At 66.0% G+C, this 21,005-nt stretch carries 16 protein-coding genes; 4 read left to right on the top strand and 12 right to left on the bottom strand.

Translation table 11 applies throughout. The features are described 5' to 3' along the window. Nucleotides 1-2: 2 nt before the first annotated feature. Complete coding sequence (locus tag JOF48_RS09950) at nt 3-779, bottom strand: oxygenase MpaB family protein (protein ID WP_209680290.1); 777 nt, start codon at nt 777-779, stop codon at nt 3-5. Between the two features lie 165 nt (nt 780-944). On the opposite strand from JOF48_RS09950, the gene JOF48_RS09945 reads away from it, so the two are divergent. After that, on the top strand, nt 945-2,111 hold the full coding sequence (locus JOF48_RS09945) for an N-formylglutamate amidohydrolase (RefSeq protein ID WP_209680288.1): 1,167 nt from the start codon (nt 945-947) through the stop codon (nt 2,109-2,111). 19 nt (nt 2,112-2,130) lie between these two features. Here JOF48_RS09945 and JOF48_RS09940 read toward each other — a convergent pair whose 3' ends face one another. From JOF48_RS09940 to JOF48_RS09920, 5 genes are all read right to left on the bottom strand, one after another. After that, complete coding sequence (locus tag JOF48_RS09940) at nt 2,131-3,471, bottom strand: anaerobic C4-dicarboxylate transporter (protein WP_209680286.1); 1,341 nt, start codon at nt 3,469-3,471, stop codon at nt 2,131-2,133. 98 nt (nt 3,472-3,569) lie between these two features. Then, nucleotides 3,570-5,060 carry an amino acid permease gene (locus JOF48_RS09935; protein ID WP_209680284.1) on the bottom strand — a complete coding sequence of 497 codons (1,491 nt, stop codon included), beginning with the start codon at nt 5,058-5,060 and terminating at the stop codon, nt 3,570-3,572. Between the two features lie 130 nt (nt 5,061-5,190). Beyond that, nucleotides 5,191-7,374: a sigma factor gene (locus JOF48_RS09930; RefSeq protein WP_209680281.1), complete on the bottom strand. Its 2,184-nt coding sequence runs from the start codon at nt 7,372-7,374 to the stop codon at nt 5,191-5,193. Between the two features lie 255 nt (nt 7,375-7,629). Continuing rightward, a complete protein-coding gene (locus JOF48_RS09925) occupies nt 7,630-8,040 on the bottom strand; it encodes a hypothetical protein (RefSeq protein WP_209680278.1) in 411 nt (136 codons plus the stop codon). Nucleotides 8,041-8,248: 208 nt separating this feature from the next. Next, nucleotides 8,249-9,667 (bottom strand): FAD-dependent oxidoreductase, encoded by a 1,419-nt coding sequence (locus JOF48_RS09920; protein WP_209680275.1) that lies wholly within the window; start codon nt 9,665-9,667, stop codon nt 8,249-8,251. Nucleotides 9,668-9,984: 317 nt separating this feature from the next. On the opposite strand from JOF48_RS09920, the gene rarD reads away from it, so the two are divergent. After that, nucleotides 9,985-10,950 (top strand): EamA family transporter RarD, encoded by a 966-nt coding sequence (rarD, locus tag JOF48_RS09915; protein ID WP_425353712.1) that lies wholly within the window; start codon nt 9,985-9,987, stop codon nt 10,948-10,950. A 36-nt stretch (nt 10,951-10,986) separates the two neighbouring features. After that, nucleotides 10,987-12,378, top strand: a complete 1,392-nt coding sequence (locus tag JOF48_RS09910; RefSeq protein ID WP_209680269.1) for a dihydrolipoyl dehydrogenase family protein — start codon at nt 10,987-10,989, stop codon at nt 12,376-12,378. 5 nt (nt 12,379-12,383) lie between these two features. On the opposite strand, the gene JOF48_RS09905 is transcribed toward JOF48_RS09910, so the two are convergent. From JOF48_RS09905 to JOF48_RS09890, 4 genes are all read right to left on the bottom strand, one after another. Next, complete coding sequence (locus JOF48_RS09905) at nt 12,384-13,205, bottom strand: universal stress protein (protein ID WP_209680266.1); 822 nt, start codon at nt 13,203-13,205, stop codon at nt 12,384-12,386. A 117-nt stretch (nt 13,206-13,322) separates the two neighbouring features. After that, nucleotides 13,323-14,309 (bottom strand): hypothetical protein, encoded by a 987-nt coding sequence (locus JOF48_RS09900; RefSeq protein ID WP_209680263.1) that lies wholly within the window; start codon nt 14,307-14,309, stop codon nt 13,323-13,325. A gap of 151 nt (nt 14,310-14,460) precedes the next feature. After that, nucleotides 14,461-15,453 (bottom strand): hypothetical protein, encoded by a 993-nt coding sequence (locus JOF48_RS09895; protein ID WP_209680261.1) that lies wholly within the window; start codon nt 15,451-15,453, stop codon nt 14,461-14,463. Beyond that, nucleotides 15,434-16,507 carry a hypothetical protein gene (locus JOF48_RS09890; RefSeq protein WP_209680259.1) on the bottom strand — a complete coding sequence of 358 codons (1,074 nt, stop codon included), beginning with the start codon at nt 16,505-16,507 and terminating at the stop codon, nt 15,434-15,436. The genes JOF48_RS09895 and JOF48_RS09890 overlap by 20 nt, the downstream gene beginning before the upstream one ends. A 154-nt stretch (nt 16,508-16,661) precedes the next feature. Between JOF48_RS09890 and JOF48_RS09885 the strand changes: the two genes are divergently transcribed. Continuing rightward, a complete protein-coding gene (locus JOF48_RS09885; protein ID WP_209680256.1) occupies nt 16,662-17,960 on the top strand; it encodes a D-alanyl-D-alanine carboxypeptidase family protein in 1,299 nt (432 codons plus the stop codon). 117 nt (nt 17,961-18,077) lie between these two features. On the opposite strand, the gene gabT is transcribed toward JOF48_RS09885, so the two are convergent. Together gabT and JOF48_RS09875 are read right to left on the bottom strand one after the other, a co-directional pair. Next, complete coding sequence (gabT, locus tag JOF48_RS09880; RefSeq protein WP_209680253.1) at nt 18,078-19,439, bottom strand: 4-aminobutyrate--2-oxoglutarate transaminase; 1,362 nt, start codon at nt 19,437-19,439, stop codon at nt 18,078-18,080. A gap of 74 nt (nt 19,440-19,513) precedes the next feature. Next, entirely contained in the window at nt 19,514-20,944 is a 1,431-nt protein-coding gene (locus JOF48_RS09875; RefSeq protein ID WP_209680250.1) for a gamma-aminobutyraldehyde dehydrogenase, read from the bottom strand. Nucleotides 20,945-21,005 lie beyond the last annotated feature (61 nt).

Below are 21,005 nucleotides of genomic sequence, written 5' to 3'. Positions count from 1 at the left end.
TGCTATCCGGGGATGCGCTTGAGGTAGAAGTGCATGGGCGCATGCCTGATCCGCTTCGGCAGCACGTTGACCAGGATTCGGGCGGCACGGAAGAACACCGCGAGGGCGCGTTCCCTGGCCGGCGACCATGCCAGGCCGAACATGTCCCTGACGCTGGCGGGCAGCAGTCCGGCGGTGAGGAATCGGGCGACAGGCATGAGCATCTTGATCCACCACGGTGCGGCTCTTGCGGCTAGGAGTTCCCCGGCGACTTTGCGAATGGTGTCGTCCACACTGAGCTGCTGAACCTGCCGGTTCCAGTAGTCTGCGAAGTCGGCCGTGGTGGCGGGCCAGAGCGTGGCGGGCATGCCCAGCGCCATGCCCAGGATGCCGTAGTCACGGTAAAGGGCCTCGGCATCTTCCGGTGGCAGCGGCCCAAACACCTCGCGGTGGACGAGCATGGCTGAATCGTAAAGGGTTGCCGCCACCCATAGTTGCAGCGTGGGGTCTTGGGCGTCATAGGCCGGGTGGTCCGGCGCCCGCTGCGACGTGACGGGACGGTGCGCCTTGTGAACCTGGGCCGTGACGGAGGCCCGCTGCTGGGGAGTTCCGTTGGTCAGTGCATAGATGTAGCTGAGCGTGCCATGCAGCCGCTTCAGCGGATCGGTGGCGAAACTGGAATGCCGGGCCACCCCGTAGCCAACGGCCGGGTTGGCCAGCTGCAATAGTATGGCGCGGCCGGCCCCGGCCAGCATGACCGCTTCCGGTGCAATGTCGCCAATGCCTTTGTGCTGCGCCATCCGCCCACCCTGGTTCTTGGCTTTGTTTGTGCGTGCATCCTGCATGCCCGCAACGCCAGCCTGACACAAAAGGCTGTGAGATGCCCAAATGCTTCAACGGTCCATGGCGCACAGGTAGGCTCAAACCATTTCTCCCCGCCCCTCTTGAAAGGCCCGGAACTGCACATGTCAACGCACACCCCCTCCAACGCCGATCGCGCACCCGTGGTCATTCCGGCCGGGACCAGCTTCTCCAGTTCGGACATCACGTTTTACCAGGGCAAGGACTCCGGCCGGACCCTGCAGGAGGCCATCGCCGAAGCCGACCTTGTGGTGTCAACGCCGCATGCCGGTGACGCCGTCCCCGAAGAGCTGGTGGAATTTCTGGCCCCGGAATTCACCCACCGCCTCCAGTTCGACTACAGCGACCGCACCACGGCCCCTGTCTGCCGGGCCTGGGCGGAACAGGATCCCCGCATTGTCTACGTCGAAAACCCACACCCCCGCCTGCTCCGGGACCCCAACCGGGCCCGGCCAGAGGACCTTGGCGCCCAACTGCGTGAGGCATTTGTCCGGATGCGCGAAGCCGGCGCCTGGAACAAGGTGGACCTGGGCGGGGTGGACACCATCCGCCCCGTCACCTTCTCCTTCTACCCCCTGCTCAAGGTTCCAGGCAGCGATGCCGAGCTTGACCGCATGGTGGCGGCCTTCGAGGAGGTTGCCGAACGCGGCCTGGGCGTCTACGAGTCCACCCGCGACTCACTGCGGGACGCCGTCGTCGAGGCCGCGTCCGCCCGCGCGGCCGCAAGCGGCACTCCGGGGCACGTCTTTGCATTCTCGTTCCACGACACCATGAACCACACCACCACGCGGGACGGGGCGGTCAACGTTGAGCGGGCAGAAGCCGACAGGCTCCCGGACGTGGTTTCGCTGTCCAACCGGGGGGACCAGAAGGGTGAGCCCCGCGGCAGCGAGGTCATCACCATGGATCCTGAAATGCTGCGGATCCTGGCCGAGTGCCACAGGCTGGGCTTCAAGGTCGGCGATCCCGCGGCTGTTGCGCTGAACAAGCCATACCTGGGCAGCCAGGAGATCATCGCTTCGGGGGCCTTGTTCCGCGAGTTGACGGACTCAACGTTCCGCAAGCGCGCCGGGGCCTCCCATGTTGCGCTCGGTGCGGTCCAGGCGGAATTCTTGCGGGAGTACCTGCTGGGCCCTGATGCAACGGCCGCGCTGCAGCAGCCGGGCACGGGCTGGCCCGAGGAAGACACGGCCTGGACCGCCCAGCTGGCGCGCTCGTGCAAGACCAGCTGGGATGAGTTCCGCTCCTACCTGGCCGCCCGCCCCGAGTAGGCGCGGGCTGGAACCCGCCTCAGCTGAGAATGGCGCCCAGGATGGCTCCGGGAATCAGCGTCGCCACGGCCAGGACCAGCGTGGGGATGAAGAAGGAGTGGTCGTAGAGCTTGGTGCCCAGCTTGGTGGATCCGCTGGTGTCAAAGTTTGCCGCGGCAATCTGTGAACCGTTGGTGGGGAGAAGGTAGATGCCGGCAAAGGCTCCTGCCCACATGCCCGACAGAAGTGCCGGGGCCATGCCGGCGGCCAGGCCAATGGGCACCACTGTCCTGGTGGCCGTGGACTGGCTGGTGGTGAGCACACAGACCAGGAACACGCCCAGGGCGAAGATCCACGGGGCCTGCTGCACCAGGGCGCCCACGCCAGATGCGATCATCTCCGTGTGCGCGCTCAGGAAGGTGTCGGTCAGCCAGGCCAGGCCAAAGAGCGCAATGGCCGAGACCATGCCCGCCTTGAACACGGTGGTGCTGGGGACCTCGGACATCTTGGGCTTGCAGATGACCAGGATCAGGGTGCCCACCAGGAGCATGATGACCTCGATCATGGGCGTCATGGCCATGGGATTCCCATCGGCATCGAGGGGCCGGATGCCCTTCCACAGGCCAAAGACGACAATGGCGGCAACACCAATGAAGAAGATGATGGCGGCGTTGCGTCCCTCCTTCGTGACAGTCACCTGGACCTCGGCCGTCTGGCCGCCTGCACTCGGTGCGGCAATTACGCCGGCGGCAATCTTGGCCTGGATTTCGGGGTCGTTTTCGATTTCCTTGCCGAGCTTGTTGACCACGAACGCGGCCGCAACAATGCCGATCAGGGCCGCCGGGAAGGTGACCTTGATGATGTCGATGAGCTCAAAGTTGTAGGGCCCCACGGCGGTCAGCGTCACCATGGCGGCCATGGCTGCCGAGACCGGGCTGCAGGCCAGGGCCACGCCCGTGGCAACCACCGAGAGGGAGAGGGGCCTCGATGGCCGCACCCCGTTGCGGTAGGAAAGGTCTGAAATCACCGGCAACAGGGGGTACAGGATGTTGCTGGTTCCCGCACCGACGGCAAAGAGGAAGGACACCAGCGGCGCCACAAAGGTGATCCGCTTCGGGTTGGCCGCGATGAGCTTCGCGGCAATCGAGACCATCCAGTCGATGCCGCCGGCCACCTGCATGGTGGCACTGGCCACGATGACCGCCATGACAATCAGCAGGGCATCCACCGGGGGCGAGCCCACAGGAAGGCCCATGATGAAGACGAGCACAGCAACACCTGCACCGCCCCACAGGCCCAGCCCGACGCCGCTGGACCGGGTGCCCATGACGATGGCGGCCAAGACCACCAGCAACTCAATGATGAACCGAACAGTCTCCAATTAGTCCACCAAGCGATATCCAATTTTCGTCAAAACGATACCGGATGGGACGGCGGATTTGGGTTCATTAAGCCAATTGCTGTTCGCGGTTCGGACCGCTACGGCTGCTTGATGCCAGCGGGTCCCTCGCGGCGCAACCGTGAATTCCAGTGGCCGTAGCTGAAGTAGAAGACCAGGCCGGCGGCCAACCAGACGGCGAAGAACACCCAGGTGAGCGTGGCCAGGTTCAGCATGAGGTAGATGCACAGCAGCGCCGAGAGCACAGGGATGACCGGGCCAAGCGGCACCCGGAAGGCGGGCTTGAGGTCCGGGCGCTTGCGGCGCAGGACCAGGATGCCGATGCTGACCATGACGAATGCGCTCAAGGTGCCGATGTTGATCATTTCGCTCAACAGTTCCACCGGGGTGAACCCTGCAAGCACGGCCACGAACACGCCGCTGAGGATCTGGGTGCGGGCCGGGGTGGCGTGTTTGTCGGAGGTCTTGGAGAGCGAGCGCGGCAGCAGGCCGTCACGGCTCATGGCCATCACGACCCGGGCCAGGCCCATCAGCAGCACCATGATGACGGTGGTCAGGCCAATCAGGGAGCCCAGGGAGATTACAACGACAGCCCAGTCGGCGCCCACCAGGGCAAACGCCGTCGACAGGGAAGGCTCATCCGCATTGGCCAGGTCAGCATAGGAGACCATGCCGGTGACGGCCAGGGTGACCAGAATGTACAGCACGGTGGTGACCGCAAGGCCCGCGAAGATGCCCCGGGGCAGGGTCTTGGACGGGTTCTTGACTTCCTCCGCGCTCGTGGCGACCACATCGAAGCCGATGAAGGCGAAGAACACCAGTGCCGCACCGGAGATGATGCCGACGAAGCCGTACATGGACGGCTCGGCCCCGGTCAGCAGGGACAGGAACGGCTGCGCCTGCCACGCCGTGTCCGTGACGGGTGCCGGCTGGGCCGGCGGCACGAACGGCTGGTAGTTCTCCATCTTGACGTAGAAGAATCCCACCACGATCACGAACAGCACGATGCCGATCTTGATCAGCGTGAAGACGTTGTTGATGCGGGCCGCGAGTTTGGTGCCCATGACCAGGATGAAGGTGAACACCGCAACAACCACGAGCGGGCCCCAGTAGACGGTCAGCGGGCCGAGCTCGAAGTGTGAGGGAACGTCGAGGTTGACCGCCTCAAAGAAGTTGCTGAGATAGATGCCCCAGTACTTGGCGATGACGGAGGCTGCCATGAGCAGTTCCAGGATCAAGTTCCAGCCGATGATCCACGCCAGCAACTCCCCCACCGTGGCGTAGGTGAAGACATAGGCGCTGCCCGTCACCGGTATGGCCGTGGCGAACTCGGCGTAACACATGATGGCCAGGGCACAGGTGACGGCGGCCAGGATGAAGGAGATGGAGACCGCCGGCCCGGCATGGTTGGCAGCAGCCTCGGCACCCACGGAGAAAATTCCGGCCCCGACGGCCACGGCGATGCCCATGATCATCAGGTCCCACGTGCTCAGCGACCGCTTGAGCCCGCGCCCCGGTTCGTCAGCATCGGCAAGGGAGTGCTCGATGGATTTGGTTCGGAACAGGTTCATGCCAGCCACTTCGTCTTGGGGTTTTTCAACCAGACAACACTAGCGAAGCCCTACCAGATCATTTGAATCTCAAATAGTTTGTCTCAAATTATGAGATTTTTGCTTCGTCACTTTTCGTCATGAACTGAGGCTAGAACTGCAGCTTCTTAATGAAGTCGTCGGATTCGTCGGCCTGCACGGTCATTGTCAGGGATGCTTCGCTCGTCCATTTGCTCCGGGCCAGGACGAAAGCCGACGTTTCACCTGCCCATGTCTCTACCGTGCAGACCCACTCGGGTTCCGTGAGGATTGCGGACTTATCGCAGGTCCACCCGGATGGAGCTTGCACCGTAAGCCCCAGATGGAGCAGCCACGACGAGCTGCTGAAAGCGACCCTGGGAGCGGAAACTTGTGCCGGGCCAGAGGCCGTCAGATCAATCTGGATCCTGGCGCCGTATCCACTGGCGGACAAATCAGTTGTCTCCACCGAGAATTGTGTTTTCTCTGCTGGAGGTTCCGGTGACGGCTCGGCCGTAGGTGACGCAGTGGGTGTCGCAGACGGTTCCGGTGTTGGGGTCGCCGACGGCTCGGCCGTGGGATCCACAGTCGGATCAACCGTGGGCACTTCCGTAGGTTCATCGGTCGGCTGAACCGAGGGCTCGTCAGTGGGTTCACCCGTGGGGCCCGCACTGGGAGCAGCCGACGACGTGGGTGTGGGAGTTGGAGCCACCGTGGGGTCCGACGTCGGCTTGGCCGTCGGAGTTGGGGTGGGGACGACCGACGGACTCGGCGTAGGTGTGGCCGACGGCACCAGGGTGGGAGTTGGGGAAGGCATGGCCGTCGGCATCGAGGTGGGGGCAGCCGAGGGCGGCGCTGGGGTCGGTTGCGGCGTTGGTTTCAGCGTTGCGCTCGAAGTGGGAGCAACTGGCGGCACGTGACTTGGGGCTTGAGTCGGAGTCGGGACTGCTGTTGGCGCAACGGCAGGCGCCCGCGTGGGCACCGGCGTCGGGCCGGGGCCCGGGGTGGCTGGCTGCCCAGGGTCCGCGGTGGCAGACGGCCCCGTGACTTGGCCGGTCGTCTCGGAAGGCAGGGGTCCCGGATCCGGCTCGCCGGCATAGTCCAGTGACGGGACCGCGGCCGGAGGCAGGAGGCCCGCGGCTGGGGGCAGGCTTTCCGGATCGTCTGCGGCAACGGCGGCAGGGGTGGCCGACGCGGCAACCTTGCGCGTTGCGCCGGCGGCCGGGGGCAGTTGCCCCGCCACCTGAGTGACGGCGCTGCCTGTTTGGGGCGCAGCGGCAGGCTCCTGCGACGGCCCGCCAAAGAACGGCACCCCTACGGCTGCGGCGACCACGCCGCCCACCATGACCAGGGCGGCGACTGATGCAGCAACCAGGGCACTCACCGCTGGAAGGCCGAGCCCCGCCGCGGCAGCACCGGCAGCACCGGCACCCGCTCCGTTGGCCCCCGCTCCCTGGGCACCTGCAGCGGAAAGGTCTGCGGCAGCGCCCAGGTTCAGTCCGAGGCCAAGGCCGCCGCCCACAATGGCCGCACCCTTGCCGGCAAAGGCCAACCCCAGCAGCGCGGGGAAAATGATGGCGCGCATGCCAACGCCCACGTCTTCCAGGTACAGCAGCTTCTCGGTGCACTTGAGGCAGCCGTCGACGTGGGCTTGGACAGTTTTGGTGCGTCGGGCGGTCAAGCCGTGGCGGGCGTACGCACCGAGCTGGTCGGCGTACTTCTCGCAGCCCGGGGTGCCGGTCCCGGACAGGTGGTTTTGCAGGTATGCCTGCTTGAGGCCCTCACGGGCGCGGACCGCAAGGGCGGACACTGCGTTGGCGCTCATGCCCAGGATGGGAGCGACTGCCGCCGGAGCCAATCCATCGATCTCAGTGTGCCAAAGCACCAGTTGCCACCGCTCGGGGAGGTTGCGAAACGAGCGGGCGACAGTTTCATTTTCAAAGGCAACGACGACGGTGTTGGCGGATGGCACCGCAGGGGCAACCCGTTCAAGGTCGTCCAGCACGAAGAGCTTCTCGTCTGCACTTCGCTTGGCTGAGGCCAGGCGGCGCAGGGTGGTGAGCAGGTAGGCCCGGAAAAAGACGTCGGGGCCCTTGCCGTTCTGCAGCACCTGCAGCACGTTGGCGAAGGCTTCCGCCACAAGGTCAGCAGCGTCGCTGTGGTTTCCGGCATAGCGTGATGCCGTGGCCATGGCACTGTCGACGTGGCGTTCATACAAAAGGCCGTAGGCGCCTGAAGATCCGTGGCGCACTTCAAGGATGAGCGCTTCGTCGCTCTTTTGCGACGCCAACAACTCATCGGCCGGTTGTCTTGACAACGCCCCTCCTTAAGATTGCCACGCCTGCCATCATATCCCGGCTGAAAAAGCGAATTTCCAGTGGTTCACCCGGAGATCAGCGTTGACGCGCTGGAGGGACCGAAAGGCTCCCGGCCGCGTGGCCGGGAGCCTTTCAACGTGGTGCCGGTGCATGGCCCGCCACTGCCAACCGTCAATGACCTTCCACTCCCCCAACGAGTGGAAAATCCCCCAATTTGACGGTTGGCAATGCCGGGGAGGGGCAGAGGCAGGGTGTTAGCTAGACCCTGCCAACTCCATGGTGTGCACCTCTGCAAGGGCATCCGCTTCGGCCACCTTGAACAGCCCCTCCGGGGTGTCCATCAGGACGGCAAGAGCCGCGATGATGAGGCCGCCATGGCTGGTGTCCCGCTCTGTCACCCGATACGTGAACGTCCGGGACTCGAAGGCTCCTGGTTCCAGTTCGGGCAGGGCCAGTTCCTCCACGCTCGGGCAGCTGGCAAAGCGAAGGTTCTCCATGCCGGCGTTCGTGAGCGACTGCGATTGCAGCACCAGCCCGGACAAGGGGCTGGCAGTGCTGTTGAAGACATAGACATGGACCGTCAGCAAGTCCCCGGCGCCAATCAAGGCATGGCTGCTGGCTACAGCCAGGCCGGGCAGGGCAACGGGCGGTTTGGCCCACGGCATGCCTGCCAGCAAAATCGCCTCACCCTGAAAGAACGCTGCACTGCGAACCACTAAACCCACCTGCCCTTGAACCATATGTTTTTTGCCTACACAAGATGAGAGAGGGCAGGTCCCGATTCATGACGCGAAAACGGGAAACTTTTTGCAGAAAGTTTTTGGGCACGCAAAAGGCCGGCCGGCAGGTGCCGACCGGCCTTCCCAGGCGCCGCTACTTTTTGGAAATATTTACCATCTGCTCGCGATCCACAACCTTGACGCGTTCGCGGACCACCTCGATCCCGGGCTCCGGAACGTACGTCTCACCCAGGTGCTTCTCATGGGCGTCCAGCTTGTTCCAGCCTTCCCAGGTGGTGTATTCGACGCCTCGGGATTCCAGCAGGTCCACAATTTCCTGTTCGCCCGGGTGCTCGGCAACGGGCAGGTTCGCCCGGTCTTCCAGCAGGCAGCCGATGGTTTCCAGTGCGTCGCCCTTGGTGCTGCCGATCAGGCCAACAGGGCCGCGCTTGATCCAGCCTGTCGCATACAGGCCCGGCACGTGGGTTCCGTCGGCACCCAGCACGCGTCCGCCGTCGTTGGGGATGACGCCCCGGCGGGCATCAAAATCAACCTCGGAAAGCTCTGAACCGAAATAGCCCACGGCACGGTAGACGGCCTGGACGGGGTAGTCGATGAACTCGCCGGTGCCGCGGGCGTTCCCGGTGCCGTCCAGCTCGTTGCGTTCAAACTTGATGCCCGAAACCTTGCCGTCCTCGCCCACGATTTCCACGGGCGTATGGAGGAAGTGCAGGTGGAGGCGGCGCGACGCCGGAACCCGGCCTTCGTCGTCGTCCTGCTCAACGAGCCAGTTGGTCAGGGTGTTGACCATGATCTTGACCTGGTTGTTGGTCTTGATGGCCGTATCCGAGGCCTCGTCAAAGTCGAAGTCCTCCTCGTACAGGACAATGTCCACGTCGCGGGAGTGGGACAGTTCGCGCAGTTCCAGCGGCGTGAACTTGACCTGGGCGGGGCCGCGGCGGCCGAAGATGTGGACATCCGTGACGGGTGAAGCCTTCAGGCCTTGGTAGACGTTGTCCGGGATCTCGGTGACGAGCATGTCCTCCGCGTGCTTGGACAGCACACGGGCAACATCCAGGGCCACGTTGCCGTTGCCGATCACGGCAATCTCCTTGGCATTGAGCGGCCACTCGCGCGGGACGTCGGGGTGGCCGTCGTACCAGGAGACGAAGTCGGCCCCGCCGTAGGAGCCGTCCAGCCCGATGCCGGGAATGTCCAGCTCGGCGTCCTTGGTGGCTCCGGTGGCGAAGATGACGGCGTCGTAGTGGGCGCGCAGGTCTGCCATGGTCAGGTCACGCCCGTAGCTGACGTTGCCGAAGAATCGGATGTCGCCGCGGTCCAGCACCTTGTGCAGGGCGTTCATGATGCCCTTGATGCGCGGATGGTCCGGCGCCACGCCGTAGCGGATCAGGCCGTAGGGTGCCGGGTGCGACTCAAAGAGGTCAATGCTCACCTGCACGTCGCCGCCGGCGACTTCCTGGGACTTCGTCAAGATGTCCGCTGCATAGACGCCTGCCGGGCCGGAGCCGACGATGGCGACGCGGAATGGGCGGGCGGCGTTCGAGTTAGCCAAGAAAGAAGTCCTTCCGAACTGTGAATCGCAACATCAAGACACATCATCCGTCAGGACACTCCATGGTCCCGACACATCAACTGTTGCACACGACAGCGCAAATTAAGCGCTACTTTCCTAGTCTAATTGCGTTCCGGCGCGACGGGCAGGCGAAAGTGAGGAACCACTCACCAAGGCCTGCGGGCCGGGCGCGGCCCGCAGGCCTTGGGGCGCACGGCGGCGCGCACACCGGCTGGGCCCTGCAACGCCGCCCGCCACGGTCCACCGGATGGCAGGTGGACATGGCGTTTGCGTCGCATCAGTGCTCTGATGGGGTAGTGACCACAGGCAACCCGCAGACACAGCAGTCCACCGGCAGGCCGGCGCGCCCCGCCCGTTCCGAAGGCGCCAAGGGCGTGATGTACGGCGTCGGCGCCTACGGCTGGTGGGGCATGATGCCGCTCTACTTCATCCTGCTGCTGCCGGCCAACAGCATCGAGATCGTGGCCAACCGCGTCGTCTGGTCGGTGGTTTTCTGCGCCATCATCATCACCGTGGCGCGCGGCTGGGGCAAGATCCGCACCGCGGCCGGCAACAAGCGCATTCTCGGCACCCTGGCCGTGGCGGGCGTCCTCATCGTCATCAACTGGCTGACCTATGTCTTCGCCGTCACCACCGGCAACACCGTCGAGGCGTCCCTGGGCTACTTCATCAACCCGCTGGTCTCCGTGCTGATCGGCGTGATCGTCCTGAAGGAAAAGCTGCGCCCGCTGCAGTGGACAGCCGTGGGTGTGGGCTTCGCCGCCGTCGTCGTGATGACCATGAGCTACGGCAAGCTGCCGTGGATCGCCCTGGTCCTGGCCTTCAGCTTCGGCAGCTACGGCTTCGTCAAGAACCGGGTGGGCGGCAAGGTCGACGCCATCACCAGCCTCAGCATTGAAACAGCCGTCCTGACCCCGTTCGCCGTCGCCGCCATGGTGGCAATGTCCCTCGCCGGCCAGGCCACGCTCTTCAGCATGGGCGCCGGCCACTTCTGGCTCATGGCCGCGTCCGGCATCATCACGGCCGTGCCGCTGCTGTTCTTCGGCGCCTCGGCCAGCCGGCTGTCCATGACCGGCATCGGCCTGCTCCAGTTCATGACCCCGGTGGTCCAGTTCATCATCGCCATCACCATCCTCGGCGAGCCCATGAGCACCGAGCGCTGGATCGGCTTCATCATTGTCTGGGCGGCGCTGGGACTTCTCATCGCCGACATGCTCATCAGCTACCGCCGCACCGCACGCCTTCGCAAGATGGCCCACTGACCCCGCACAACCGCCACCCCACACGGAAGGCACACCATGGAAACTGAACACTTCGACCTCCTCGTGATCGGCGGCGGCAAGGCAGGCAAGTCCCTGGCCATGGACCTCGCCGCGGCAGGGCAGCGCGTGGCCATGGTGGAGCGCGGCATGATCGGAGGCACCTGCATCAACGTCGCCTGCATCCCCACCAAGACCCTCGTCAACAGCGCCCGCCTCCTGGCAGCCACCCGCCGCGCCGCCGAGTTCGGCATCGACGCCGGTACCCCCGCCGTCAACCTCGACCTCCTCCGCGCCCGCAAGGAAGACGTGGTCGGGACCATGGTGGCCGGCCAGCGCAAGTCGTTCCTGGCCTCCGGGATGGACCTGGTCATCGGCCAGGCGCGCTTCACCGGCCCGCGCACCGTTGAAGTGGTGGACGACGCCGGCACTCCCCGCTCGCTGTCCGGCACCGGCGTTGTGGTCAACACCGGGATGGTGCCTGCGGTTCCGGACATTCCCGGCCTGCGGGCCGCGCAGCCTCTCACCAGCACCAGCATCCTGACCCTGGCCGAACTGCCGGCAAGCATCGTCATCCTGGGCGGCGGCTACATCGGCTGCGAGTTCGCCTCCATGCTGTCCATCATGGGAGTCGCTGTCACGCTGGTGCAGCGCGGCGCGTCCCTGCTCCCCCGCGAGGACACCGACGTTTCCGCCGCCGTCACGTCCGCCCTGGAGTCCGACAGCGTGTCCGTGCGGCTGGGTGCCGCTGCGGAATCGGTGGTCCGCACCAACGGCACGGTCACCGTGTCACTGGCGGACGGAACCACGGTGGAGGCGGCAGAGGTCCTGGTGGCGCTGGGCCGCAAACCCGTCACGGCAGGGCTGGGACTAGAGGCGGCCGGCGTCGATCTTGCCCCGGGCGGGCTGGTGGCGGTGGACGAGTTCCTGCGCACCACGGCGGACGGCGTGTGGGCGGCGGGCGATGTGGCGGGCACGCCGCAGTTTACGCATGCGTCGTGGAACGACTACCGGATCTTGAAGGCCAACCTTGCCGCCGTCCCCGGCGTGGCGCTGCACAGCACCCGGGACAGGCTCATCCCGTACTGTGTTTTCACCACGCCGGAGCTGGGCCGCGTGGGCCTGTCCGAGGCGCAGGCCCGGGCTGCCGGGCACGACGTCCGGATTGCGAAGATGCCCGTCACGGCCATCCCCCGGGCGCGCACGGTGGGCCAGCTTGAGGGCATGTGGAAGGCCGTGGTGGAACGCGGCACGGACAGGATTCTTGGCGTCTCGCTGCTCGGGCACGAATCAAGCGAGGTCATTGCCGTGGTGCAGATGGCCATGCTGGGCGGGCTGCCGTACCAGCAGGTGCGCGACGCCGTGATTGCCCACCCCACCATGGCCGAAGGGCTGCAGCTGCTGTTCAGCGACGCATTCCTGGAGGCGTGAAGCCGCTAGATGCCCGGTTCCGTGTAGTCGCGCGGGACCACCACCATGGGCACCGGCAGCGAGCGCAGGATCTTGTTCGCCGTGGAGCCCAGGAAGATCTTGCGGTTCTCGGCCAGCCGGCTGGAACCCACTATGACCAGCTCGCCTGACTTCCAGCCGATCCCGTCGATGGCCTCCTCAATGGTGCGCCCATGGGCCAGGGTGACGGTGACCTTGTTCTCCGGCAGCGTCGCCGCCGCCTGCGCCAGGACCGTGTTCACGTGCTGGCGGGCCGGGCTCAGCGCGTTGGACAGCTCAAAATCGGTCTGCGAGGTCTGGTCGATCTCCACCACCGACACCAGCCGGAGCGGAACATGCCGGCGCGCTGCAGCGGAGGTGCCGACGTCGAGCACGGCCTGCCAGCCCTCCCGCACGCCGGTCATGACGGTGAGCCGGGTCAGCGGATCGCGGCGGTTGTAGCCGCGCGGCGCCAGCGCCACGGGCAGGGGCGAGGCATGCAGCAGCCCGTTGGCCACCGAACCCACCGTGAAACGCTTGAACAGCCCGTTGCTGGCGGCTCCCACCACAATCAGCGACGCACCGTCCTCCTGCGCCGCGGCGATCAGTCCGTGGGCAAAGGAGTCGGCGTTTCTCACGGAGAAGGCGGCCTCCACGCCGTCGGGCACCATGGCGAGGGCCCGGCGTTCCTGCTCCGGATCTGCCGGCTTGTTCCCGCGCACCACGTTCACCAGGTGGAGCGCCGCGCCCTGCGTCAACGCGATCACACCCGCCAGCGCCACGGCATCGGCGCCGCGCTCATCCGGCCTGTATCCCACTACATATTTCATGCTGCACCCTTCGGCAGGCCCCGGCACGTCGTTGTGAGGGGCGTTGGTAGCACTGACTGTACCGCCCGCCGCCGTGCGCGGAACAGTGCTGCGGCATTCCGGGCCCGGCCGGGGATGCTACTGGCCAGGTTCGACGGCGGACGGCCCGCCTGCCGATGCCGGGCCGCGGCGGGGTGAGGCGGCCCGGCAAAGCAGGGCCCATCCGATGACCGCGAGGCCGGAGAGCAGCAGCGGTGCGACGAGCAACGGGGCCAGGAACGCCCAGTCCTGGTGTGTGACCACCTGCCCCCGAAAGACTTCAACAATGACGACCCCGGCCAGCAGGGGCGCCAGGTACTCCACGAACAGGGCGCACAGTCCCGCGGCTGCCATGGCTGCCCCCAGCCACAGGCCGCGGACGGGCAGGGGGCGGCCCCCGGTGGGCACCACAACCAGGACCGCGAGCATCAGCAACCCGGCCGCAAACAACCAGGTGCCGCTGGGGCCCACCATGTAGGTCCAGGGACGCACATAGGCGTGTGTGCCGCCGCCCGTCGACTGCACCGCCGCGTCCTGGAAAAGCACCGGCGCAAACATGCCCGTCCATCCGGACAGCACAACCACAACCGCCGCCGCTGCAAACACCACCCGCAGCGGGCGCTCCCGTGCAGCAGTGCGGCGGGATGCGAGGAACAGCAGCGCCGCCAGGATGCCCGTGCCCGCTGCCAACAGGGGCGGCGCCGCGGCATGGACAATCTCGCCCCACGGCTGCAGCTCGACGCCCTGGAACGCGGCCCTGCCGAACTCGATGGATGAAGGCATCCAGTACTGCGCCGCCAGGGCGAACGCCCCGGCGCACAGCATGGCCACGGCGGCCGCCATCGGGGCCAGCCAGCCCCGGCGCGGCCAGGCTGGCACCGGGGAAGATTGCGGTGAACGCTGCGGCGTGCCCGCAAGCGCGGTGCCGGCGTCCTGCCCTCCCGAACCCTGCGCGATGTGCGCCTGCGCGCCGGCCGCCTGCGGGGCGACAAATTCCATGGCGGGCGGCGGCCAGTCTTCAGCGGCGTCCTCCCCGCCGGGCTGAAACATGGCGGGGAACCGCTCGTCAAAGTTCCGGCTGGACATGGTCCACTTCCTCATCGACGGAGTTGTCCTTCTCCCCCTGGCAGGCCCGCTCCCGCCGCGCTTCCGGCATGCCGGCGGGCCTTCCTACTGAAAGGCTAAATCTCCATGCCCGCCATGACAATGAGGAGGCGGGAATGTGTCCTGCTGCAGCCTAGGATTCTTCGTTTTCAGGCTCGACGGCGGACGGCCCACCTTCCGCTGCCGGGCCGCGGCGGGCAGTGGCGGCAAGGTAGAGCACGGCCCAGCCGATGACTGCGAGCCCGACAAGCAGCAGCGGGGCGGCCAGCGTCGGCGCCAGTGCCGCCCAACCCTGACTGGTGGCCTGGGCGCCGTTGGCCAGCTCGACGATAACGGTGCCCGTCGCCGTGGGGTGCAGGTAGGGGGCCAACAGGGCGTAAGTTCCGGCCATCGACAGCACCGCGCCAAGACCCAGGCCGCGCAAAGGGCGCGGCCGCCCCTGCCCCGGTGGCAGCACGGTGAGCACCGCTGTCATGGACAGTGCCAAGATGAACAGCCACAACCCGCTGCCGCCCACCAAGTACGTCCATGGCATTGCGGCATAGCCGCCGCTGTTGTCACCGAAGTTGGACAGGGCCTGCGGGAACATCGACGGGGCGAACATGCCCACCCAGCCGGCCACGCCAATCGCCGCCGCCAGCACCCCGAAGCCACGCCTGAAGGAGGCCTCTCGGTCCGCGTCCCGGCGCGAGGCGAGAAACACCAGTGCGCCCAGAATGCCGCATCCAGCCATGAAAAGGGGCGCCGCGGCCGTCACAACGGCATAGCCCCACGGCTGCAGATCCACACCCTGAAACTTCGACGGGTCAAATGTCGTGGCTGATGGCAGCCAATACTGAGCGCTCAAGGAGAACACTCCCCCGGCCAGCAAGACGAATGCCACCAGCAAGGGTCCCAGCCATGTCAAAAACGGCCATGGCGCTGCCTCCGCATTCCCGCCGCGGGTGGGTTCGTGCCCCTCATGCAGCGGGGGGACGTGCTCCGGCATGATGGGTTCCGGCATGACGTGCAGCGTCTGGGCGCGCTCCGAATGGTAGGCGGTGGGGTCCTCAACGATCATTCCCGTCGTCTCACCGCCCGGTTGGAACATCGCGGGGTAGCGCTCGTCAAAGTTGCTGCTGGGCATTGTTGGCTTTCTGCTCGTGGGCTGTGGCTGGGGATTCAGTGGAGCCTTGGCCATCGCCGCGCAGCTCGTGCGCCTTGGTCAGGCGGAGCGCTGCCACCAGCACGGGCATCAGCGCGGCCCCGGCAAGGACCGACGCCCCTGCTGCCACCAGCGACGGCGTGAGTCCGGGCAGCCAGTACGGCCATGCCACCATGGGCTGGGCCCCTGGCTCGAATGTCTGGGCGGCCATTAATGAATCCGGGAACATTGCCGGAGCAAACTGAGCCGCAACCGCCGCGGCAAGCATTGCCAACCCCACAAGTGACAAGCGGAGCGGCGAGAGCTGCCGTCCCGCCGCGACAACGGCCAACATCAGCAAACCGACCAGCAGTGGACCAAATGCCACCAACGACATGGCCGTCGCCGCCACCGGCGTGGAGATGACCGTGTAGCCTTCGTTGCCGAAGGAGTCGTACATCTTCTGCGGCACCGGCTGCATGAAGAACACGGCGAACTGGGCATAGAATCCGGCAAAAAGGACAGCCGCTGTGGCGATGGCAAAGAGCCGCCGGAGCCCCTCCGCACGTTGCGGATGCAGGAGGATGTTCAGGAGCAATATGGCAGCCAGGGTGCCCAGCCCCACCCCAACCATGGGGGCGCCCGCCTGCCCGGCCGTGTACACCCACATCATGATCGGGTCGTAGCCCTGGGAGTTCATCTGTGACTGCGACATCACCGCAGGAATCGCCGCGATCGTGATTCCGGCAGCCACCAGCAGCACAGCAACACAGGCCGCCACCCACCCGGCCAACCGGGCCCCCGCAGCCGCCGGAGCCGACGCCGGCGCCGCGACCGGCTCCGATGCAGTTTCGTCGGCAAGGGCCGGCCGGTTCGGGCTCTCGTGGCCGATCGGCGAGAATCCCCCAACGGCCGCCGGCGGACCGGAAGCAGTGTGGTCCCGGATGGTTGTGGGAGCAGTTTCCGACGTCACCGGCCATTGCAGGTGGGCTGGAGCTGCCTCGCCGCCCGGCTGGAACATCGCCGGATAACGTTCATCAAACTGCTGCTCGCCCATGCCACCCCAATATGCCGTGCCGGAAGGAAAATATCCCTTCAGCTTACCCAGCGAAGCGCTCCCCCACGCATCCATGACAGGCCGCCCCTTGTCCTGCCGCGCGATTCGATTTATGGTCGAAAAATCAACGTTGACTGGACAAGGCGGCTTTGCCATGAAGACCAGACGATTATTGCTCCTGGTGCTGGCGGTGTTTTCCCTGCTGGGGGTCTTCACGGCAGGGCCCGGGCCTGCCACGGCAGCAACGCCCGACAACAACGCGATTGCCGCGAAGTATGCGAAGAATCCACAACTGGGGGCTGCCATCACGCCGCTGCGCTGCGGCCTTGCCCAAGGCGGCTGCTACCGCGGCTACCGGAACGGCAGCATCTACTGGTCGCCGGGAACAGGTGCGCACATGGCCGTCGGCGCCATCCTTGGGCGGTGGGGCTCGCTCAACTGGGAGCGGGGATTCCTGGGCTACCCCACCACGGATGAAAGCTGCACGTTGGCCGGTTCCGGCTGCGTGCAGAAGTACCAGGGCGGGCGCATGTACTGGCAGCGCAGCGCCGGTGCCAATCCGGTCAAGGGCGGCATCGGGGCCCGTTGGGACCAAATGGGCGCCGAGCACGGCGTCCTCGGATACCCCATCTCCGGGGAAAACTGCACCCTGGTTTCCGGCGGCTGCGTGCAAAACTTCCAGGGCGGCTACGTGTACTGGCAGCCGTCGGTGGGCTCCCATTCCGTCCACGGCGCCATCGGCGCCAAGTGGGTCCAGATGGGTTACGAACGCAGCCCGCTGGGATATCCCACCAGCGAGGAGCAGTGCGGCGGCTCCCCCTTGAGCTGCGTCCAGTATTTCCAGGGCGGCACCATCAACTGGCCCACGTTCGCCGGCGTCAGCGTCAACCCCTATGCCGGCAGCACCGGGGTGGTGGTCAACAAAAGGCGGCCCAATTCACCCATCAACCAGACACCGCCGGATCTCGCCTGGGTCGGTTCCCAGCTCATGCGCAGCGAGGCGTCCTGGCAATACTCACAGCTGGTCGCCGGGGCGTCAGCAGCTGGGGTTGCACTCACCCCTGTCAGCGGCTTCCGGTCTTATGACACGCAGGTGGGGCTGTACAACTCATACGTTTCCCAATACGGGCAGGCCGTCGCAGACACCATTTCCGCACGCCCCGGCTACAGCGAGCACCAGACCGGGCTCGTCATGGACATTGGCAATCCGAACGGCGCCTGCTCGCTGCAGGCCTGCTTTGAAAACACGCCGGCAGGACAATTCGCCGCCAACAATGCCTGGCGGTACGGCTTCATCATCCGATACCCATGGGGCCAGGACTGGACCACCGGCTACACCTACGAGCCCTGGCACCTGCGCTACATCGGCGTCCGGACGGCCACCGACATGCACAACCGCGGCTACCAGACCCTCGAGCAGTACTTCGGGCTCGCCGCGGCACCCAGCTACTGACACAACGCAGACAAAAGCGGCACCCAAGGCGGGCCAAAGGCCAACCCGGGTGCCGCCGTCGTACATCACCACGCCTTCCCACCGCTCACAAGTTCGCGGCGGGCCCCGCGCTCGCGTTTAGGCTGCTGCGCGGATGGCGTCGGCGAGGACGTCCAGGCCGTCGTTGAGCAGCTCGTCGCTGATGACCAGCGGAGGGAGCAGGCGGATGACGTTGCCGTAGGTGCCGCAGGTCAGGATGATGACTCCGGCCTGGAGGCAGGCGCCTGCGATGGCCTTGGCGGCCTCGGCGTTGACTTCCTTGGTGGTGTTTGCGGTGCCGGGCTTGACCAGTTCGATCGCCAGCATGGCGCCGCGGCCGCGGATTTCACCGATGATGCCGGCCTCGCCCATTTCGGCGACGAGTGCGTTGAAGCGGTCGGTCACAATGCGCTCGATGTTGGCGGCGCGGGCGTTGAGGTCGTGTTCCTTCATGGTCTTGATGGCAGCAAGGGCTGCGGCGCAGGCGATGGGGTTTCCGCCGTAGGTGCCGCCGAGGCCGCCGGGGTGCACTGCGTCCATGAGGTCGGCGCGGCCGGTGATGGCGGAGAGCGGCAGGCCGCCGGCAATGCCCTTGGCCATCGTGATGATGTCCGGGACAACGCCTTCGTGCTGGGTGGCGAACCATTCGCCGGTGCGGCAGAAGCCGGACTGGACCTCGTCGGCGATGAAGACCACGCCGTTGTCCTTGGCCCAGGCGGCCAGGGTGGGCAGGAAGCCGTCGGCCGGGACAATGAAGCCGCCCTCGCCCTGGATCGGTTCGATCAGGATCGCGGCGACGGAGCCTGCGCCGATCTGCTTCTCGATCATGGTGACGGCGCGGCGTGCGGCCTCTTCACCCTTGATGTCTGCTTCTTCGCGGTACGGGTAGCTCATGGGCACGCGGTAGATTTCCGGTGCGAACGGGCCGAAGTTGGTCTTGTACGGCATGGCCTTGGCGGTCAGCGCCATGGTCAGGTTGGTGCGGCCGTGGTAGGCGTGGTCGAAGGCGACGATGGCGTCGCGGCCGGTGGCCAGGCGGGCAACCTTGACGGCGTTCTCCACGGCTTCGGCGCCGGAGTTGAACAGCACGGTGCGCTTTTCGTGGGTGCCGGGGGTCAGGGCGTTGAGCTCCTCGGCGACCTCGATGTAGCTCTCGTACGGGGTGACCATGAAGCAGGTGTGGGTGAAGTGGCCGACCTGCTCGCGGACGGCCTCAACGACGTTGGCGTCAGAGGCGCCGACGGAGGTGACGGCGATGCCTGAGCCGAGGTCAATGAAGGAGTTGCCGTCAACGTCGGTGATGATGCCGCCGTCGGCGTCTGCAACATAAACCGGCACGGTCGAGGCGACGCCGCCTGCGACGACGGACTTGCGGCGCTCGTTCAAAGCCTGTGACTTGGGGCCGGGGAATGCGCCGCTGATTTCGCGCTTTTGGGCAAGGCGGTACTGGATGTCGCTCATGGTGGGGTTCCTTTCAATGGTGTTCAAACGCGATCAGTCGTACCGCGCGAAGGGGTTGTGGGGCCGCGCGTGGCTCAGGCGTCGAGGTTGCTCATGACGTGCTTGATGCGCGTGTAGTCTTCCACGCCGTAGATGGAGAGGTCCTTGCCGTAGCCGGACTGCTTGAAACCGCCGTGCGGCATCTCGGCGGTCAGCATGACGTGGGTGTTGATCCACACCACGCCGAAGTCGAGGTCCCGGGCCAGGCGCATGGCCACGCCGTGGTTGGAGGTCCAGACGCTGGAGGCGAGGGCGTAGTCGACGTCATTCGCCATCTCCACCGCTTCCTCCTCCGTCTTGAACGTCTGGACCGTGATGACAGGTCCGAACGTTTCCTTCTGGACGATGTCGTCGCTCTGCTTCACGCCGTCCACCACGGTGGGTGCGAAGTAGAATCCCTTGTCGCCCACCTGTGTGCCGCCGGTGACGACGGTGGCGTACTCGGGGATGTTGGCCACCACGCCGGCCACCTGGTTGAAGTGGTTGATGTTGTTCAGCGGGCCGTAGTAGTTCTTGGAGTCGTCCTCGTTGCCGGTCTCCAGGCCTTCGGAGGCGGTGGCCAACAGCGCCAGGAAGTCCTTGTGGGCGGATTCCTCCACCAGCACGCGGGTGATGGCGGTGCAGTCCTGGCCGGCGTTGAAGAAGGCGTACTCGGCGATCTCCTGGGCGGTGCGGCCCAGGTTGGCGTCAGCGAACACGACGGCGGGCGCCTTGCCACCCAGCTCGAGGTGCGCACGCTTGAGACCCTTGGCTGCTCCGCTGGCAACGGCGATGCCGGCACGCACGGAACCCGTAATGGACACCATGGCCGGCGTCGGGTGGTCCACCATGGAGGCCCCGGTTGCGCCATTGCCCAGGACAAAGTTCAGCACGCCGGCGGGCAGGATGTCCTTGGCGATATCGGCGAAGACGAGCGTGCTTTCGGGCGTGGTGTCGCTGGGCTTCAGAACCACGGTGTTGCCGGCCGCGAGCGCGGGGCCGATCTTCCAGACGAGCATGAGGAACGGGTAGTTCCACGGGGTGACCTGGGCGATGACACCCACCGGTTCGCGGCGCACATAGGAGGTGAAGTTCTCCATGTACTCCCCGGCCGAGCGGCCTTCAAGAAGGCGCGCGGCACCGGCGAAGAAGCGCAACTGGTCCGCACCGGCACCAACTTCCTCATCGGCGATCATCTGCCGGACCTGGCCGGTGTTGCGGTGCTGGGCCTCGACCAGTTCGTCGCTGCGGGCCTCGACGGCGTCGGCCAGCTTGAGCAGGAGCCGCTGGCGCTCGCCCGGGGTGGTGCGCTTCCACGTCTGGAACGCGGTGGCCGCTGCATCCATGGCTGCATCCACATCAGCCTGGCTGGAGATGGGCGCCTTCGCCACCACCTCACCATTGGTGGGATTGACGATATCCAGTGATTCCGTGCCCGTGACAGGGACAAATTCGCCGTTGATAAAGTTCTGCAAGGTCTGGACCACAGTGTTCAACCTCTTTAGCTAGATGTGATGTGCGGCCTATGAACCGCGTATGCGACAGCTT

The sequence above is a fragment of the Arthrobacter stackebrandtii genome (assembly GCF_017876675.1).
Classification (GTDB): domain Bacteria; phylum Actinomycetota; class Actinomycetes; order Actinomycetales; family Micrococcaceae; genus Specibacter; species Specibacter stackebrandtii.
Note: the sequence above shows the minus strand (reverse complement) of the source record. Positions and strands in the feature narration are given on the sequence as shown.

Bases quoted from the DNA above. Each gene is read 5' to 3' on its own strand.
- JOF48_RS09905 (WP_209680266.1), bottom strand. From the start codon at position 13,205: ATGAAATATGTAGTGGGATACAGGCCGGATGAGCGCGGCGCCGATGCC.
- JOF48_RS09890 (WP_209680259.1), bottom strand. From the start codon at position 16,507: ATGGGCGAGCAGCAGTTTGATGAACGTTATCCGGCGATGTTCCAGCCG.
- JOF48_RS09900 (WP_209680263.1), bottom strand. From the start codon at position 14,309: ATGTCCAGCCGGAACTTTGACGAGCGGTTCCCCGCCATGTTTCAGCCC.
- JOF48_RS09950 (WP_209680290.1), bottom strand. From the start codon at position 779: ATGGCGCAGCACAAAGGCATTGGCGACATTGCACCGGAAGCGGTCATG.
- JOF48_RS09935 (WP_209680284.1), bottom strand. From the start codon at position 5,060: ATGAACCTGTTCCGAACCAAATCCATCGAGCACTCCCTTGCCGATGCT.
- JOF48_RS09925 (WP_209680278.1), bottom strand. From the start codon at position 8,040: ATGCCGTGGGCCAAACCGCCCGTTGCCCTGCCCGGCCTGGCTGTAGCC.
- JOF48_RS09945 (WP_209680288.1), top strand. From the start codon at position 945: ATGTCAACGCACACCCCCTCCAACGCCGATCGCGCACCCGTGGTCATT.
- JOF48_RS09885 (WP_209680256.1), top strand. From the start codon at position 16,662: ATGAAGACCAGACGATTATTGCTCCTGGTGCTGGCGGTGTTTTCCCTG.
- gabT (WP_209680253.1), bottom strand. From the start codon at position 19,439: ATGAGCGACATCCAGTACCGCCTTGCCCAAAAGCGCGAAATCAGCGGC.
- JOF48_RS09910 (WP_209680269.1), top strand. From the start codon at position 10,987: ATGGAAACTGAACACTTCGACCTCCTCGTGATCGGCGGCGGCAAGGCA.
- JOF48_RS09895 (WP_209680261.1), bottom strand. From the start codon at position 15,453: ATGCCCAGCAGCAACTTTGACGAGCGCTACCCCGCGATGTTCCAACCG.